A 14,941-nucleotide genomic window follows, 5' to 3' on the forward strand; every position below is an offset into this window, starting at 1 on the left:
CCCGTGCTTCACACCCATTGTATCAGGATCTGCGAAGCTTTCAACCGCCGCTCGCCGTTATGAGAGTCGCTCAAAAAATGAACATAATAAGCGGTTTAAAAATCACCAGGGTCGGATTACCATTCGAGCACATCAGAAGGATCGCACCGGCCTTGGGAAAGCGCATGAGCAGGACCCTGCCTACCCTGCTCGTCAGCCTGGATCTGGTCGTGAATGCGCGCAAGGTGTGTGAGAGCTACTGCGTGAGGACCGGATATGATTCTATTTTTTGATACCTCGGCGTTGGTCAAATTTTTTCATCGGGAGGAGGGAACCAATTGAAGAGATGCTGTTCGTGGCAGCCGATGATATTCTGCTCAAGGCTGTTAAGGCAATAGGAGCAAAGGCAATAAACCCTCTTTCGGGGCCGGAGATTATCATGCCGTAAGCCATGAGAGGCTTGAAGGTGTGATGCGATTGCGGCTTGATCGGCTCGCCCTCCCGGTGGTATAAAGCGCTACTGTCTTAATTTTCCCTTTGAGAGCGGTGTTTTCCTCAAGCGATTGAAACGGTTGGAGGCCCCTTTTCGGTCCGGATCGGGCGCACCCTTGTCCCGCCGCAGAAAGCGGGCCCCATGACCAACCGGCGCAGGGGGCCTCCGCGCGAACACCCGGCAACCAGCCTGAAGGACGGACGAAACATTGAAAAAACGCCTCATATTGATTGTTTTCGTCATCCTGCTCCTCGGGGTAGGCCTGCTGGTCTATCTCGGACAGCGGCGCGAGAAGACGGCGGAGCGGTATTACTCCGGGACCATCGAGAGCATCGAATCCAACATCGCCTTCCAGGTCAGCGGCCGGGTCCAGGAAGTGCTGGTGGACGAAGGCCAGGCCATCCGGAAGGATCAGGTCCTCGCCCGTCTCGACCCCACGACCTACGAGGCCCGGGTCCAGAAGGCCGCCGCCGACCTCGAGCAGACCGTCCACGCCGCCGCCGAGGCCGAGGTCCAGCTGGCGGCGGTCGAGATTGCCGCGCCGGCGGCGGTGGCCCGAGCCGAAGCGGCCGTCCGGTCGCTCGAGGCCAACCTCGAGGAGCTGACGGCCGGATACCGCAAGCAGGAGGTCCATCGGGCCGAGCAGGCTCTTCTCGCCGCACAGGCGACCCTGGAAGAGGCGCGCAGGGACAAGGAACGCTACGAAAAGCTCTTCGAGCGGAAGGTCGTCTCGGCCGCCGAGATGGAGGCCTACGCCCTGCGGCATGAGACCGCTCTGCGCGAATACGAAAGGGCCAAGGCGGCCTCCGACCTCTCGCGCGAAGGGTTCCGCAAGGAGTCGATCAAGGCGGCCGCGGCCCGGCTTTCCGAGGGCCGCGCGGCCCTCGAGGAGGCGCGGGGCAACCTGAAAAAGGTCGATGCCGCCCGCGCGGCCCTCGACGTCGCACGGGCCCGCGTCCAGGCGGCGGAGGCGGCGCTCCGCCTCGCCCGAACCGAAAGCGGCTACACGGTCCTCGAGGCCCCGTTCGACGCCATCGTCACCAGCCGCAACGTCGAACCGGGCGAGGTGATCACACCGACCCGGGAGGTCCTCTCGATCGCCGACCTCCATCTGGTCAAGCTCAAGATCTTCGTCGGCGAGACGGAGATCGGCCGCGTCAAGCCCGGACAGAACGCCGTCGTCAAAACGGACACCTTCCCGGCAAAGGAGTATCGGGGGACGGTGAGCTACATCTCGCCCGAGGCGGAGTTCACCCCCAAGATCATTCAGACCCACAAGGAACGAGTCAAACTCGTCTACCTCGTCAAGATCTCCCTCCCGAACCCGGACCTCGAACTGAAACCAGGAATGCCGGCCGATGCCTGGCTCGAATGAACACCCCGCGGGTGAGGACAAGCCCGCCCGGCCGGCGCCGATGATCGAGGTCCAGGGCGTGTCGAAGCGCTACGGCGCCGAGGAGGCGGTCTCGGCGGCCGATTTTACGATCGAGCGGGGGATCGTCTTCGGCCTCGTCGGGTCGGACGGGGCCGGAAAGACCACGCTCCTGCGCATGATGGCCACGATGCTCAAACCCGACACGGGACGGATCGTCATCGGCGGATTCGACGCCGTCCGCGAGCGGAACCGGGTCAAGCGGCTGATCGGCTACATGCCGCAGCGCTTTGGACTCTATCAGGACCTCACCGTGGAGGAAAACCTCGACTTCTTCATGGACATCTACGGCATCCCCGGGCGTCTTCGCGCCTCGAAGCGCGAAAGCCTCCTCGGGTTCTCGAACCTTCTGTCCTTCGTCGAACGTCAGGCCCGGCACCTTTCGGGCGGCATGAAACAGAAGCTCGGACTGGCCTGCGTCCTCGTCCACGAGCCGGAGGTCCTCATCCTCGACGAGCCGACCAACGGGGTCGACCCCGTCTCCCGGATGGAATTCTGGGAAATCCTCACGGAAAGACGCGCCCAGGGCATGACCGTCGTAGTCTCGACCGCCTACCTCGACGAGGCGAGGAAGTGCGACCGCATCCTCCTCATGCACCGCTCGCGCATCCTCGCCGAGGCCGCCCCGGACACCCTGTACGAAGGCTTTGCCGACCTCGAATCCGCGATCATCCACCGCATCCGGGATATCGACGAGGGTCCTGAACATGGCCAATTCGAACACTGATGCGGTCCGCGTCAAGGATCTCGTCAAACGCTTCGGGGCCTTCACGGCCGTCGCCGGCATATCCTTCTCCGTCAAGCGGGGCGAGATCTTTGGACTCCTCGGCCCGAACGGCGCCGGCAAATCGACGACGATCCGCATGCTATGCGGCATCATCCGGCCCACCTCCGGCGAGGGGCACGTCGCCGGATACGACCTCTTCACCGAGTCCGAGCGGATCAAGGAGCACATCGGATACATGTCCCAGCGGTTCTCGCTCTACGAGGACTTGACGCCCTTCGAGAACATCCGCTTCTATCTCGGCATCTACAACGTGCCGGTGCAAAGCTGGCCCGAGAAGATCGACCGGACCCTCGCCATGACCCGCCTTGAGGACGCCCGCAACCGCTTGACCCGCGACCTGCCCCCCGGCCTCCGGCAGCGGCTCGCCCTCGGATGCGCCCTCCTCCACCAGCCCGCCGTGCTGTTCCTGGACGAGCCGACCTCCGGGGTCGACCCTCTCACCCGCCGCCGCTTCTGGGAGTTCATCCGGGAGCTGGCGGAGGGCGGCGTGACGGTCTTCGTCACGACCCACTACATGGACGAGGCCGAACACTGCGGACGGATCGTCATGATCCACGACGGGGTGATCGTCGCGGAGGGCTCCCCGGCCGCCATTATCGCCGAGCACCTGCCGGAGGGCGGAGGAGGACTGAACGAGGCCTTCGTGGCCCTGATGCGGAGGAGGCGTCCATGAGGCCCGCCGCCGCCAGGGCCATCGCCCGCAAGGAATACTATCACCTGATACGGGACTTCCGCAGCCTCTACCTGGCCTTCGCCATCCCCCTGCTCCTGATCCTGATCTTCGGCTACGCCCTCAGCCTCGACGTCGAAAACGTGCGCACGATGGTCGTCGACTACGACCGGACGCCGCTTTCCCGCGACCTGATCCAGCGCCTCGACGCCACGGTCGCCTTCCGCGTCGTGGCGCACCTCCCTCGCAGCGAGGACCTCGCGGCCGAACTCGATGCAGGGCGGACCACCCTCGGAATCGTGATCCCGCCCGGCTGGAGCGCGGAGCTCCGGGCCGATCGCCAGGCGCCGCTCCAGGTCCTCATCGACGGGAGCGACCCCAACTTCGCCGGCATCACCAAGAGCTACGCGGAGGCGTTCATCCAGGGATACAACCTCGCCCGGCTTCAGGCCTTTCTCGACCGCAGCGGCATGGGCCCCATCGACATCCCGGTCGAGGGCCGCGTACGGGTCTGGTTCAACGAGGACCTGGAGAGCCGGAATTTCATCGTGCCGGGGATCATCGCCATCATCATCATGATCGTGGGCGCCATGCTGACGAGCCTGGTGATCGCGAAGGAATACGAAGACGGCACCATGGAGACGATCCGCTCCCTGCCTGTGACCGCCCTCGAGTTCCTCCTCGGAAAAGCGGCCCCCTACTTCTTCATCGCGCTCGTCGACGTCCTGATCGCGGTCCTGATGGGCCAGGTCCTCTTCGGCGTCGTCATGAAATCGAGCTTCTGGCTGATGATCCTGGCCTCGGCCGTCTATCTCTGCGTCGCCCTCAGCCTGGGCTTCCTGATCTCCATCCTGACGAAGTCCCAACTCGTCGCTAACCAGCTGGCGGTGCTCGTGACCTACCTGCCTTCGCTCCTCCTCTCCGACTTCGTCTTCCCGGTCGTCAACATGCCTCCGCTCCTCCAGAAGGTCACCGCGGTCGTGCCGGCGACCTATTTCATCGACATCATGAACGGCCTCTACCTCCGGGAACTCGGGTTGGCCCATCTCTGGACCAGCTATGCCGTGCTGCTCGGGATGTTCGCCGCCCTCGGGATCGGCACGCTCCTGGCGCTCAAACGGGAAGGACTCTGAACATGAAGAGATTGCGGATCAGGGAACTCGTCAGGAAGGAATTCATCCAGCTGTTCCGGGACCGCAAGAACCGGCCGCTGCTGATCATCACGCCCCTCGTGCAGCTGATCCTCTTCGGCTACGTCGTCAGCACGGACGTCAGGGACATCCGCCTCGCCCTGGTCGACCAGAGCCGCACCGTCGAAAGCCGCATGCTGCAGGATGCCTACGATGCCAACGAGACCTTCCGCATCCTCCTCTTTCCGGACGACACCCGGGGACTGGAGCAGGCCCTGCTCGAACGGCGCGTCGACATGGCGGTGGTCATCCCGCCGGATTTCAGCGCGACGCTCCGCTCGGGCCGGACGGCCGATGTGCAGATCCTCGTCGACGGCAGCATGAGCAACATGGCCTCGGTGCGCATCTCCCACACCCTCACCGCCCTCCAGGGGCTGAACGACCGCTTCGTCCGGGAGCTCTACCCACAGCACCTCGAATACGGCCGGATCGACGGGCGCATCCGCACCTGGTACAACCCGAACCTCGACAGCCAATACTTCTATGTCCCCGGCATCGTGGCCTTCCTGATCATGCTCTTGACCCTGCTTTTCACCTCGATGGCCATCATCCGCGAGCGGGAGGCCGGCACGATGGAGCAGTTGATCGTCACCCCGCTGACCTCCTCCGAGTGGATCCTCGGCAAGACCATCCCCTACATCCTGATCGCCCAGGCCCAGATGCTGGGGGTCACGATCTTCGCCGTGTGGTGGTTCGAGGTCCCCATGGTCGGGAGCGCGCCCCTGCTCTTCGGCGCCACCTGCCTCTTTCTCCTGAGCACGCTCGGGATCGGGCTTTTCATCTCTACCATCTCCACCACTCAGCAGCAGGCCATGATGACCACCTTCTTCTTCATGGTCCCGTTCTTCATGCTGAGCGGGTTCGTCTTCCCCATCTCGAACATGCCCCTGCCCGTGCAGTGGTTCACCCACCTGAACCCGCTCAGGCATTTCCTGGTCATCATCCGCGGCATCTTCCTCAAGGGGACCGGCTTCGAGACGCTTTGGCCCCAATTCGCCGCGCTGGCGCTTCTGGGCACAGCTGTCTTCGCGGCGGCGGTCGGCCGTTTCAGCAAGCACCTCGACTGAAACGAAACGACGCCGAATTCGGCGGGAAGGGCCGCTTTCGCATAAGGGCAGAAGAAGCCGGCTAAAACGGCCCTTTCCGGATGGGAGCCCATCGGGATTCCGGGCGCCGGCGGCGGCAAGCAAGCCCCCCGCCGGTCTGGACCCGGTCTAAGGCGACACCTTCAGCTTCTGCCCCGGCTGGATGACGTCCTGCGCCGTCAGACCGTTGAGCTGCCGCAGCTTGTCGACGCTCAGGTTGTGTTTCAGGCCGATACGGTAAAGGGTGTCCCCCGGCTCGACCGTATAGACGCGGGAGGACGCCGTGGCGGCAGGCTTGGCAGCCGCCTTGGGAGCCGGGGCCGGTTTGGCGGCCGCCTTTGGGGCTGCAGGCCGGGCAGCCTGACGGGAGGCTGATTCGACCTCTCGCGCGAGGCCCTGCAGCTGCGAACCGATGTCCTGCTGGTTCCGGTTCAGCTGGGAAACAAAATCCTTCACCGAGGCCTGCTCCTGCTCGAGCGCGGCAAGCCGGTCCGAAAGCCCGGTCCACTTGCCCGTCTGCCCCTCCATCTGGGCGATCTTCGCCTCCAGGGCCGCCACCTTTTCCTCGAGCTTGATGTCGTTCCGCCCGCGGCTGCTCAGGACCAGAAGCACGATGATCAGCAGCATCAGCCCCACTGCGGCGATCAGGATGGGCTTGAGCAGAGACCCGCCCGGGGAGGATCCTGCCGGCCCCATTCTGCTCCGGTCATCCCTGTCCGCGTAATCGAATGCCTCGGTGGTTTCCTCTTCCATCTCGTCCAGATCCCTATCCTTGTCTTTCAACATGACTCTCTCCTCGCCCCCTTAAAAGCTCCATAATGTCCATTCCCAAATATCCTTCAGCACGGCCGGCGTGCGCACTTCCATCCACCCTTCTCCTGGCGGGTCGAAGCCCCCCGGAAAGGAAGAGATTTCTTCACACCCTGCGGGTGCTCAGTCCCACCCCCTCGGGGCGGGTCCCGGTTTCTTCACACCCTGCGGGTGCTCAGTCCCACCCCCTCGGGGCGGGTCCCGGTTTCTTCACACCCTGCGGGTGCTCAGTCCCACCCCTTCGGAGCGGCTCCCGGTTCATGAAACTCAAGGATATGAAGCGCTTGTGCAAAGGCGGCTGGCAGACCGCCGCCCGGCGATGGTGCGGGTCGATGCCGGGACCGGCGAACAAACCTTTTCCGGATCGAATCCAGGTTAACCTAAAAAAGCCGCGGCTTCAAGGAATCGCCGAATGCGCCCGGCGGAATCCTCACCCGGTCGAGCCCTCTCCCGGCGCCAAAAAGAGCTTGAAAAGAACCGGGGCTTATGCTGTAATTTTTTTAAGCCTTTCTCGGAATGATCGGAATTGGAGTTTCCGTATGGACTCCGGCCCGGCCTGCCGCGGCCGAACCGGAATATGCAGGTCTGCCTGTGGCCGCCGCGGCCCGTAGGCCCGGGGCGCCATAAGAGGATCTCACCTGCTCTGGCATTCGACATCCGGGGGTTTGCCTTTTGTTGCGGACCATCGGCGGGTTCAGTCAGGCTGACCCCCGCAACCGGGAAGGAGGTGCACCATGAAGGCAGGGCTTATTTTTACGGGCACGGGCCCCATTCTGATCCTCACCACTTACGATTCATTCAAGGACGAGAAACTGGTTCAAAAGTTGGCATCCAAAGGAATCAACAAATTCATTGCGTGTGAACTGCCGCTTGAAACCGTCAAGAAAAAATACGGCAACCATTACGCCGTTGTGATGGGCGACCTGAAGCAGACCGACGACCTGCGGGTGCTGGACTACAACGGCTACAACGTCTTCTACAACTTCACCTTTGCCGAAATGGGCAAACCAGTGTACCACGAACCGTGACACCATGATGCCGCAGGGAGCCGGCCCCCTTCCGAGCCGGCTCCCCGTCATCGGGAGGATCGGGCACCCCTGCAGCTCCGGGGGACTCCCTTCAAGGCCCGCTCAAACGGTTTTGCGCCGGCGCGCAGGGAAGGCCGGAAAACGGATCATTTTTTTATTCAACACTCAAGAGGTGGAAGAGCATGCGTATTCTCCTGAAGAAAATTTTGTGCGGCATCGATTTCTCCGATTTCTCGAACCAGGCCCTGGCTTACAGCATGGCGCTCGCCAAGGAGTACAAGGCCAAACTCTACGTCAGCCACGTCATCGATCTGCCCGCGGCCACCATGTACGGGGAGGGCATGGCCGACCCGCTTCTCCACGAGCGCCGGATCACCGACTACGCCTATGAATATCTCAATCGGTTGATCGGAGACGCCCCCATCGTCTGGGAGCCGTTTGTCACCGTCGGGCACACCGCCGATGAACTCTCCCGCCTCGCCGCCGAAAAGGAGGCCGACCTGGCCGTGGTGGCCACACACGGACGCTCCGGGCTCAAACGCATGCTTCTCGGTTCGGTCACGGAGCGCCTGATGCACACCTTGCCGTGCCCGCTGCTGGCCGTGCGCGGACCGGAGAGGGGCGCCGAGGCGCTGACCGCGGCCTCCGTACCGTTGAAGCGGATCCTGGTGGGATGTGATTTCTCGCCCTATTCCGACCTCGCGTTCGAGTATGCCCTGAGTCTCGCCCAGGAGTTCGAAAGCGAACTGCATCTCGTCCATGTCATCGAACCGCCGGTCTACGAACATATCGCCAAAACCGAGGCCGACGTGGAAGAGGGCCTGACTGAAGACCTGCGGCTCCAGATCAAAGACACCCTGGAAAACCTCGTGCCGGAGGACGCCCGCGCCTGGTGCAAACCGAAAACGAGCCTCTTGGCGGGCCATGCCCATGAGGAGATCACGAAATACGCCCTCGTGAACAAGATGGACCTGATCGTCCTCGGCGTGCGCGGTCAGGGCCTCGTGGAAAAGCTTTTCATTGGCTCCACCACCGACAGGGTCATCCGGCAGGCCCAGTGCCCGGTTCTGTCGGTCCGCCCCAAATCCGAACCCGAACAGCCCTAGCAGCCGTCTCGGCGGCCCGGGGCGTCCCCGCTCCGGGCCGGGCGTCTTTCCCGACGGCCCGCCTAGCCCCCCACGATGCGCTCGAGCAGTTCCCCGAGCGCCGCCAGGTGGCCTTTCTCCTCCTCCGCGGTCTTGAAAAGCACCTTTTGCGCCTTTTCGTCAGTCACCTTATCGGTGAAGCGCAGATAGAGGTCCAGGGCCTGGGCCTCGACCATCATGGCCAGCTGCAGACACTCCCCCGGGGACGCGAAGGCGCGTTCATTCTCTTTCAGGAAGTCATCCAGGTGGAATCCCCCCTCCACCCTATGGTAATCGGCATTCGCGCGCAGCCCCTCTTCGCCGCCGTTTTCAGGGAGGATCTCGTCATAAAGCTCGACAAGGGCCTGTTTGTGCTTCTCCTCGAACGCTGCGAGGCGTTTGAGAAGCCCTGCCGCCTCCGGATCCCGGGTCCGCTCGACTGCCCGCCCATAGAACCGGGCGAGCCCCTCCTCCATCCCGTACGCGATCCCGATCATGCCGGCTGCAGACTCCTCGCCGCTGATCATGTCCATGTTCAATTCCACCGGGCCCCAGGCCTTGGCCCCTTTCCAAGCCCTGATGCCGCCCTTCATATCGTAGACCTGTTCGAACCCTTTGCCTTTCAGCATCTGCGCAGCGACACGGCTGCGCCCCCCGATGGCTCAGTAGACGAAGAGCGGTTGATCCCGCCTCAACTCCCCCGTCCTGCCCTCGAGCTCGGGCAGGGGGATCAGCCGGGCCCCGGGGATATGCCCCTTCTCGTACTCGCCCGGCTGGCGGACATCCAGGAAGGTGTAAGTTCCCGCCTCGTGCCCGGCCATGAAGGCCTTGACCTCCTCCGGCGGCAGGGAATCGACGTGCCCGAACAGATGTTTGATGGAAATCATGGCAATCCTTTCCGTCCAAGATGAGAAATACGGTCTAAACACTCAAAATAACAGACCAATATACAAAAAGCCTCTCTCCGACTATAAACGCGTGAGTCCAGTTCGGAAATCCCATTTCCCCCACCATAAATCGCCTCCTCAAGCTGAAATGAGGATTTTGGACCCGTATCGAGACGCAATCTGGAAACAAAGTTTTGGACACGACCCTGTGTCCACCCGGAAATGAGGATTTTTGGCCAATATCAAGACAATCAAGCGTTTGTGCGGAGGCGACCTGCAGGTCGCCGCACAAGCAAACGTGCAGATCAACGCAGAGATTGGCCAAAAAGACCATTTCCGGCCGGGAAACTAGGATTGGATCGGCCCGTACATGCGCTCACGCATCAGTCGGATCGTCCCGGCATAGTCGGCCGTGCCGAAGATGGCGGACCCCGCCACGAAGACATCCGCCCCGGCCGCCGCGACCTTCCCGATCGTATCCGGTCCGATCCCGCCGTCCACCTCGACGGCGGTCCGAAGCCCCCTCTCCTCGATCATCCGCCGCAGCAGCTCGATCTTCGGGATGACCGCCGGGATGAACCGCTGGCCGCCGAACCCCGGGTTCACCGTCATCAACAGCACCATGTCGAGGTCGGACAGGACGTATTCCAGGACCTCCAGGCCGGTCGCAGGATTGAGGGAAACGGCGGCCTGCACGCCGAGGTCCTTGATGGCGTGGATGCTCCGGTGGAGGTGGCGCAGGGTCTCCGGGTGGACCGTCAGGATGTCCGCGCCGGCCTTGGCGAACTCGCCCACATAGTGGTCCGGGTCGGAGATCATCAGGTGGACGTCCAGCGGCAGCGTGGTCGCCCGCCGCGCCGCCTCGACGATCAGGGGCCCGATGGTGATGTTGGGCACGAAATGCCCGTCCATGACATCGATGTGGATCATATCGGCCCCGGCGGCCTCCACTGCGCGGATCTCTTCCCCGAGCCGCGTGAAATCGGCCGAAAGGATGGAAGGGGCTATCTTTCCCAATGCATTTCTCCTGTCTGTGATGGTTTGATCAGGTTTTTAGAACGGGTTCATGGAGCCGCCCATGCCCACGCAAGCATCCGGCCACGGCTCCTCCCTCCTAGGATTTTTCGAATACGCCGCCCACGCCTCCGCGGGGGTCCGGCTCCCGCCCCTGCAGCCCGGCACAGCGCGCCCTCATCCCAAGCGGCCGGGAATTCGGGCTCGATCCCCGCCCCTGCGCCTCAGGAGCGCGCCGAAAAACCCGTCGAGCCCGTGGACATGCGGCAGGATCTCGAGGAACCCGTTCGCGTCGATGAGGGCCTGAGCCCCTTTCGGCGCGCGGGCGCGAAGATCCTCCTGCACCAGGTCGGGCCGGGTCGCCAGGAACGCCGCGACGACTTCTTCGTTTTCCTCCCGGGTCAGCGTACAGGTCCCGTAGAAGAGCACCCCGCCCTCCTTCAGGAGCGTGGCCGCGCCCTGCAGGATCTCCAGCTGAAGCCGCGCCAGGCGCCCGATGTCCTCGGGCCGCCGGCGCCACTTGATGTCGGGGTGTCCGCTGATCACGCCCAGCCCCGAGCACGGCGCATCGACGAGGATCCGGTCGAAACGGGTCCGGAAGACATTCGCGAGGCCGGCGACGGCGTCCGCCGCAACCGGATGGATGCATCCGGCGACGCCGAGGCGCCGCGCCGCCGCCTGGAGAGCACGGAGACGCCGCTGCTGGAGGTCGACCGCCACAACGAGCCCGCGCCCTTCCAGCCGTTCGGCCAGGTGGGTCGTCTTACCGCCGACCCCGGCGCACAAATCCAGGATCCTTTCCCCGGGCTCCGGCCCCAGCAGCTGGGAAAAGAGCTGAGCCCCCTCGCCCTGAACCTGAAAACATCCTTCCCGGAAGGTCTTCAGGCGTTCGACGCCCCCTTTCACGCCGCGCAGGACGAGCCCCTCGGCGGAATAGGCCGTCCTTTCGGCTGCAACCCCTTCGTCGGCCAGGGCGCGGATCAGGGCGCTCCGTCCGATCCGCATCCGGTTGACCCGCACAGTCAGGTCCGGGAGCCGGTTGCCGGCCGCCATCAGATCTTCGGCCGCGGGCATCCCCCACTCCTTGAGCCACCGGTCCACAAGCCATTCCGGGTACGAGTGGACGACCGCCAGGTGCCGAAGCAGCTCCCGCTTGCGGTCCGGAAAGGCCGTCGGCACCCCCCCGCGGCAGATTCCGCGCAGCAGTCCGTTGACGAACCCGGCGATGTGCGGCTTGGCGGAAGCCCGCGTCTGTTTGACCGCCTCGTTGACGGCCGCCGATGCGGGGATTCGGTCCATGCGAGTGATCTGAAAGACCGCGAGGCGGAGGATGTTGAGCACGCGGGGCTCTATCCGGCCGAAGGGAAAACGCAGATTCCGCGCAATGATCCAGTCGAGCCGCGCCCGCCAGCGCATCACCCCCTGGACCAGCTGAACCGCGAGGGCGCGGTCCCGTTCATCCGGCATGGACGGCCAGTCCAGGATGTCCCGCGCCCCGCCTTCCAGACGCTCCGAAGGCCCCTCCAGGGCGCAGAGGGCCTCGAGCGCGGCGTCACGCGGTCCCATCGGCCCGCCCGGCCAGGAACCGCTTGACCCCCTGCTCGACCATCGCGATGTCCACATCCGTGTCGAAGCACGGCCCGTTGGGGCGCCGGTTGAAGATGCCGAAGACCGGGATCGGGTAGCTGTCCTGGATGCCGCTGGTCAGGTCCCGTTCACAGGCCACGCCGATGATCAGATCCGGCTTCTTTTCGACGACGATGCGCCGCGCCAGCGTCCCCCCCGTGGCGACCGACATCGACACGCCGTGCCTTTCCGCGAGTTCGACGAGGTCCTTGATCCGGCACTTCCCGCAGCGCTTGCACCTGGCCACGTCGACCGTGATGCGGACCGCGCATTCGTGGAACTGCAGGCAGTGCGGGAGAAGGATCAGCAGCTTCTGCGGGCGCACCCGCCCGCACTCGGCCAGGACCAGCTGATTGTTGATGGCGACGAAAGAGCGCCGGATCTCGTCCTTTCCGATCCGGAAACACTTCCCGAGGACGACCAGCAGAGGAAAGAGGAAACGGATGACCGCGCCGCGGATGCGCCGGTTGAAAAAGAGGTTCTTTCCGCGGATGATGGTGAAGACGAGGGTCAGGGCCCCTCCGAGGATGAAGCAGACCACGGCCCCTAGGACCACGGCGAGGACGACGGGCATGCTCGGGTGGATTGCGCTCAGGCCGACATAGGGGACATACCAGAGGAGAAAGGCGAGGACGAGCAGCACCAGGCACAGAACCAGGAGCAGAAAGATGAAGATCCGCTTGCGCGGCGCCATCGCCGGGTCGACCCCGGAGAGCACGCGGTGAGAAAGCGGGTCGTCCGAGGGCGCGCCCTGGGAGCCCGCCGCGTAAACCTGTGCCGTGCGTTTCCTCATAGCGGCGAATCCAAAACCGCCCCTTGGGGAATCGGGAAGCCCCGCAGGAAATCCTCCGCCGGCATACGGCGTTTGCCCGGCATCTGCAGGGCGCCGACCGCCAGGACCCCTTCGCCCGCCTCGATCAACAGGCGGCCTTCCGCATAGCCCAGGACGCGCCCGGGGCGCGGGGCCTCTTCCGCTTCTTCCCGAAGGACACGCGGTTCGAAGAGCTTGAGCCTCAGGTCTTTGAACAGGGTGAAAGCCCCGGGAGACGGGTCCATGGCGCGGATGCGCGCCGAGACCGCCGCGGCGGACTCCTCCCAGCGGATGGCGGCATGCTCCTTGGTGATCTTCGGGGCATAGGTCATCCGGTCTTCGTCCTGCGGCACCGCCTCCAGCGTGCCGGCCTGAATCCGCCGGAGCACCTCGGCGAGAAAGGGGCCAGAGAGCTGCGCCAGCCGGTCGTGAAGGCCCCCGAAGGTCTCGTCCTCACCGATGGCGACCCGGCTCTGCAGCAGGACCGGGCCGCTGTCGAGCCCCTCTTCCATGAGCATCGCCGTCAGGCCGGTCTCCTTCTCGCGGTCGAGGATCGCCCACTGGATAGGCGCGGCCCCCCGGTAGCGGGGAAGGAGCGAGGCGTGGATGTTGACGGCCCCGCAGCGCGGCAGTTCGAGAAGCGGGCGTTTCAGCACCTGCCCGAAGGCGATGACGATCAGCAGATCCGGATCCAGGGTACGCATCCGTTCGAGAAACGCCTCATCGGCGACCTTCTCCGGCTGGAGGACCTCGATGCCGGCCGAGAGCGCCGCCTCCTTCACCGCGGAAAACACCACACTCCGCCCGCGCCCCTTGCGCCGGTCAGGCTGGGTTACAACGGCCGCCACCCGATGCCCCTCCTCCAGGCAGGCCTCGAGCCCGGACACCGCGAACTCGGGCGTCCCCATAAAAACGATGCGCGCGTTTTCGGGCAGAGGACCGAGGATCCGCCTGTCGGAATTTCGCATCAAACCGCCGATGTCGCTCACGGATTCTTGAGCCGCTTTTGCAGCCTGCGCTTGTACATGCTGCGCTTCAAGCTGCTGATGTGATCGATGTAGAGGACCCCGTCCAGGTGATCGATCTCGTGTTGGAGACAGACCGCCAGCAGATCATCGGCCTCGATCTCCTGCGCTTTTCCAAGGCGGTCGATGCCCCGCACCAGCACGTGGGCCGTCCGGTTGACGTCGGCCGTGTAGTCCGGCACGCTCAGACAGGCCTCGGACCACACGATACGCCCTTCACCAGAGGCGATGACCGGGTTGATCAGAGCGAAGGGGTTCTTCTCGTCCGTTCCTGGATGCCGCTCGAAAACGATGACCCGCCTCAGTTCGCCTACCTGATTGGCTGCCAGACCGATGCCCGGTGCGGCATGCATCGTCTCGATCATATGGTCGATCAGGTCCTGCACCTCGCCGTCGATGGCCTCCACCGGCTCGGCCACCGTCTTCAGGATCGGATCGGGGTAGGTGAGGATCTCCAGTATGCCTTCTTTCTGTTCCATAACTTTCCATGACACCGGGAAGCGGCGGCAAGCACGCTCCGGCATCCCTCCTGCTGCTGACAGGCCCCCTCCCTCAAAAAATCCGGGCATCCCTCCCCCTTTGCATGCGCCGGGGGGGTCTGCCCTCATCCTGCGATCGAGGCCTGGTCCGTCTTCACCCCGGAGGGGCATTCGATGCCCCTGACGGCATCGATCTCGCTGTGCCCAGCCCGCGGGCCCCATCCTGGAAGCCGCCAAACAGCCGGACGCAGACCCTTATGCGGAGCCGAAGACAGGTTCGTTTCGGAAAATCATTTTCGCTTGGGTTTCAACCTTTTTATTTTAAGCAAGACTCGCAGACAAATCAAGGTAAACGCCGCAAAACCTGCTTGACTTTTCTATGCCATCCCTCTAATGAGTTTCCATCCGGAAATGGTCTTTTTGGCCAATCTCGGCGTCAATCTGCACGTTTGTTTGTGCGGCGACCTACAGGTCGCCTCCGCACAAACGCTGGATTTCCTT

General features: G+C 63.8%; 16 protein-coding genes. 8 read left to right on the top strand and 8 right to left on the bottom strand.

Going from position 1 to position 14,941, the window contains the following annotated elements; all coding sequences use genetic code 11:
• Positions 1–77: 77 nt before the first annotated feature.
• The 6 genes from H567_RS29310 (at position 78) to H567_RS0110800 (ending at position 5,618) form a co-directional block, all read left to right on the top strand.
• On the top strand, positions 78–272 hold the full coding sequence (locus tag H567_RS29310; protein ID WP_153306146.1) for a hypothetical protein: 195 nt from the start codon (positions 78–80) through the stop codon (positions 270–272).
• 408 nt (positions 273–680) lie between these two features.
• A complete protein-coding gene (locus tag H567_RS27165) occupies positions 681–1,847 on the top strand; it encodes an HlyD family secretion protein (RefSeq protein ID WP_051184721.1) in 1,167 nt (388 codons plus the stop codon).
• Positions 1,831–2,631 (top strand): ABC transporter ATP-binding protein, encoded by an 801-nt coding sequence (locus H567_RS24370; RefSeq protein ID WP_051184722.1) that lies wholly within the window; start codon positions 1,831–1,833, stop codon positions 2,629–2,631. Before H567_RS27165 ends, H567_RS24370 begins: the two co-directional genes overlap by 17 nt.
• Positions 2,612–3,364: an ABC transporter ATP-binding protein gene (locus H567_RS24375; RefSeq protein WP_051184723.1), complete on the top strand. Its 753-nt coding sequence runs from the start codon at positions 2,612–2,614 to the stop codon at positions 3,362–3,364. The genes H567_RS24370 and H567_RS24375 overlap by 20 nt, the downstream gene beginning before the upstream one ends.
• On the top strand, positions 3,361–4,494 hold the full coding sequence (locus H567_RS0110795; RefSeq protein ID WP_028321410.1) for an ABC transporter permease: 1,134 nt from the start codon (positions 3,361–3,363) through the stop codon (positions 4,492–4,494). Before H567_RS24375 ends, H567_RS0110795 begins: the two co-directional genes overlap by 4 nt.
• A 2-nt stretch (positions 4,495–4,496) precedes the next feature.
• Positions 4,497–5,618 (top strand): ABC transporter permease, encoded by a 1,122-nt coding sequence (locus H567_RS0110800; protein ID WP_028321411.1) that lies wholly within the window; start codon positions 4,497–4,499, stop codon positions 5,616–5,618.
• A gap of 147 nt (positions 5,619–5,765) precedes the next feature.
• Here H567_RS0110800 and H567_RS27170 read toward each other — a convergent pair whose 3' ends face one another.
• Entirely contained in the window at positions 5,766–6,422 is a 657-nt protein-coding gene (locus H567_RS27170) for a LysM peptidoglycan-binding domain-containing protein (RefSeq protein WP_028321412.1), read from the bottom strand.
• Between the two features lie 758 nt (positions 6,423–7,180).
• On the opposite strand from H567_RS27170, the gene H567_RS0110810 reads away from it, so the two are divergent.
• Together H567_RS0110810 and H567_RS0110815 are read left to right on the top strand one after the other, a co-directional pair.
• Positions 7,181–7,474, top strand: a complete 294-nt coding sequence (locus tag H567_RS0110810) for a hypothetical protein (protein WP_028321413.1) — start codon at positions 7,181–7,183, stop codon at positions 7,472–7,474.
• Between the two features lie 182 nt (positions 7,475–7,656).
• Positions 7,657–8,580 (top strand): universal stress protein, encoded by a 924-nt coding sequence (locus H567_RS0110815; protein ID WP_028321414.1) that lies wholly within the window; start codon positions 7,657–7,659, stop codon positions 8,578–8,580.
• A gap of 62 nt (positions 8,581–8,642) precedes the next feature.
• On the opposite strand, the gene H567_RS24385 is transcribed toward H567_RS0110815, so the two are convergent.
• The 7 genes from H567_RS24385 to def all read right to left on the bottom strand — a co-directional run bounded on the left by H567_RS24385 (position 8,643) and on the right by def (position 14,440).
• Entirely contained in the window at positions 8,643–9,227 is a 585-nt protein-coding gene (locus H567_RS24385) for a ferritin-like domain-containing protein (RefSeq protein ID WP_051184724.1), read from the bottom strand.
• A 33-nt stretch (positions 9,228–9,260) separates the two neighbouring features.
• Positions 9,261–9,485, bottom strand: coding sequence for a rhodanese-like domain-containing protein (locus H567_RS27175; RefSeq protein WP_051184725.1), 225 nt, complete (start codon positions 9,483–9,485; stop codon positions 9,261–9,263).
• Positions 9,486–9,833: 348 nt separating this feature from the next.
• On the bottom strand, positions 9,834–10,502 hold the full coding sequence (rpe, locus tag H567_RS0110830; RefSeq protein ID WP_028321415.1) for a ribulose-phosphate 3-epimerase: 669 nt from the start codon (positions 10,500–10,502) through the stop codon (positions 9,834–9,836).
• Between the two features lie 174 nt (positions 10,503–10,676).
• Positions 10,677–12,065, bottom strand: a complete 1,389-nt coding sequence (rsmB, locus tag H567_RS0110835) for a 16S rRNA (cytosine(967)-C(5))-methyltransferase RsmB (RefSeq protein WP_028321416.1) — start codon at positions 12,063–12,065, stop codon at positions 10,677–10,679.
• A complete protein-coding gene (locus H567_RS24390) occupies positions 12,052–12,918 on the bottom strand; it encodes a DUF116 domain-containing protein (protein ID WP_208598363.1) in 867 nt (288 codons plus the stop codon). Before H567_RS24390 ends, rsmB begins: the two co-directional genes overlap by 14 nt.
• On the bottom strand, positions 12,915–13,904 hold the full coding sequence (gene fmt, locus H567_RS0110845) for a methionyl-tRNA formyltransferase (protein WP_153306147.1): 990 nt from the start codon (positions 13,902–13,904) through the stop codon (positions 12,915–12,917). Before fmt ends, H567_RS24390 begins: the two co-directional genes overlap by 4 nt.
• Before the next feature lie 17 nt (positions 13,905–13,921).
• Entirely contained in the window at positions 13,922–14,440 is a 519-nt protein-coding gene (gene def / locus H567_RS0110850; RefSeq protein ID WP_028321418.1) for a peptide deformylase, read from the bottom strand.
• Positions 14,441–14,941 lie beyond the last annotated feature (501 nt).

Source organism: Desulfatiglans anilini DSM 4660, from assembly GCF_000422285.1.
Classification (GTDB): Bacteria; Desulfobacterota; DSM-4660; order Desulfatiglandales; family Desulfatiglandaceae; genus Desulfatiglans; species Desulfatiglans anilini.

What these genes read in the sequence shown, in the direction of transcription:
- H567_RS29310 (WP_153306146.1), top strand. Translation starts at nt 78, where the DNA reads ATGAACATAATAAGCGGTTTAAAAATCACCAGGGTCGGATTACCATTC.
- H567_RS24370 (WP_051184722.1), top strand. Translation starts at nt 1,831, where the DNA reads ATGCCTGGCTCGAATGAACACCCCGCGGGTGAGGACAAGCCCGCCCGG.
- H567_RS24375 (WP_051184723.1), top strand. Translation starts at nt 2,612, where the DNA reads ATGGCCAATTCGAACACTGATGCGGTCCGCGTCAAGGATCTCGTCAAA.
- H567_RS0110795 (WP_028321410.1), top strand. Translation starts at nt 3,361, where the DNA reads ATGAGGCCCGCCGCCGCCAGGGCCATCGCCCGCAAGGAATACTATCAC.
- H567_RS0110800 (WP_028321411.1), top strand. Translation starts at nt 4,497, where the DNA reads ATGAAGAGATTGCGGATCAGGGAACTCGTCAGGAAGGAATTCATCCAG.
- H567_RS27170 (WP_028321412.1), bottom strand. Translation starts at nt 6,422, where the DNA reads ATGTTGAAAGACAAGGATAGGGATCTGGACGAGATGGAAGAGGAAACC.
- H567_RS0110810 (WP_028321413.1), top strand. Translation starts at nt 7,181, where the DNA reads ATGAAGGCAGGGCTTATTTTTACGGGCACGGGCCCCATTCTGATCCTC.
- H567_RS0110815 (WP_028321414.1), top strand. Translation starts at nt 7,657, where the DNA reads ATGCGTATTCTCCTGAAGAAAATTTTGTGCGGCATCGATTTCTCCGAT.
- H567_RS24385 (WP_051184724.1), bottom strand. Translation starts at nt 9,227, where the DNA reads ATGCTGAAAGGCAAAGGGTTCGAACAGGTCTACGATATGAAGGGCGGC.
- H567_RS27175 (WP_051184725.1), bottom strand. Translation starts at nt 9,485, where the DNA reads ATGATTTCCATCAAACATCTGTTCGGGCACGTCGATTCCCTGCCGCCG.
- rsmB (WP_028321416.1), bottom strand. Translation starts at nt 12,065, where the DNA reads ATGGGACCGCGTGACGCCGCGCTCGAGGCCCTCTGCGCCCTGGAGGGG.
- H567_RS24390 (WP_208598363.1), bottom strand. Translation starts at nt 12,918, where the DNA reads ATGAGGAAACGCACGGCACAGGTTTACGCGGCGGGCTCCCAGGGCGCG.
- fmt (WP_153306147.1), bottom strand. Translation starts at nt 13,904, where the DNA reads ATGCGAAATTCCGACAGGCGGATCCTCGGTCCTCTGCCCGAAAACGCG.
- def (WP_028321418.1), bottom strand. Translation starts at nt 14,440, where the DNA reads ATGGAACAGAAAGAAGGCATACTGGAGATCCTCACCTACCCCGATCCG.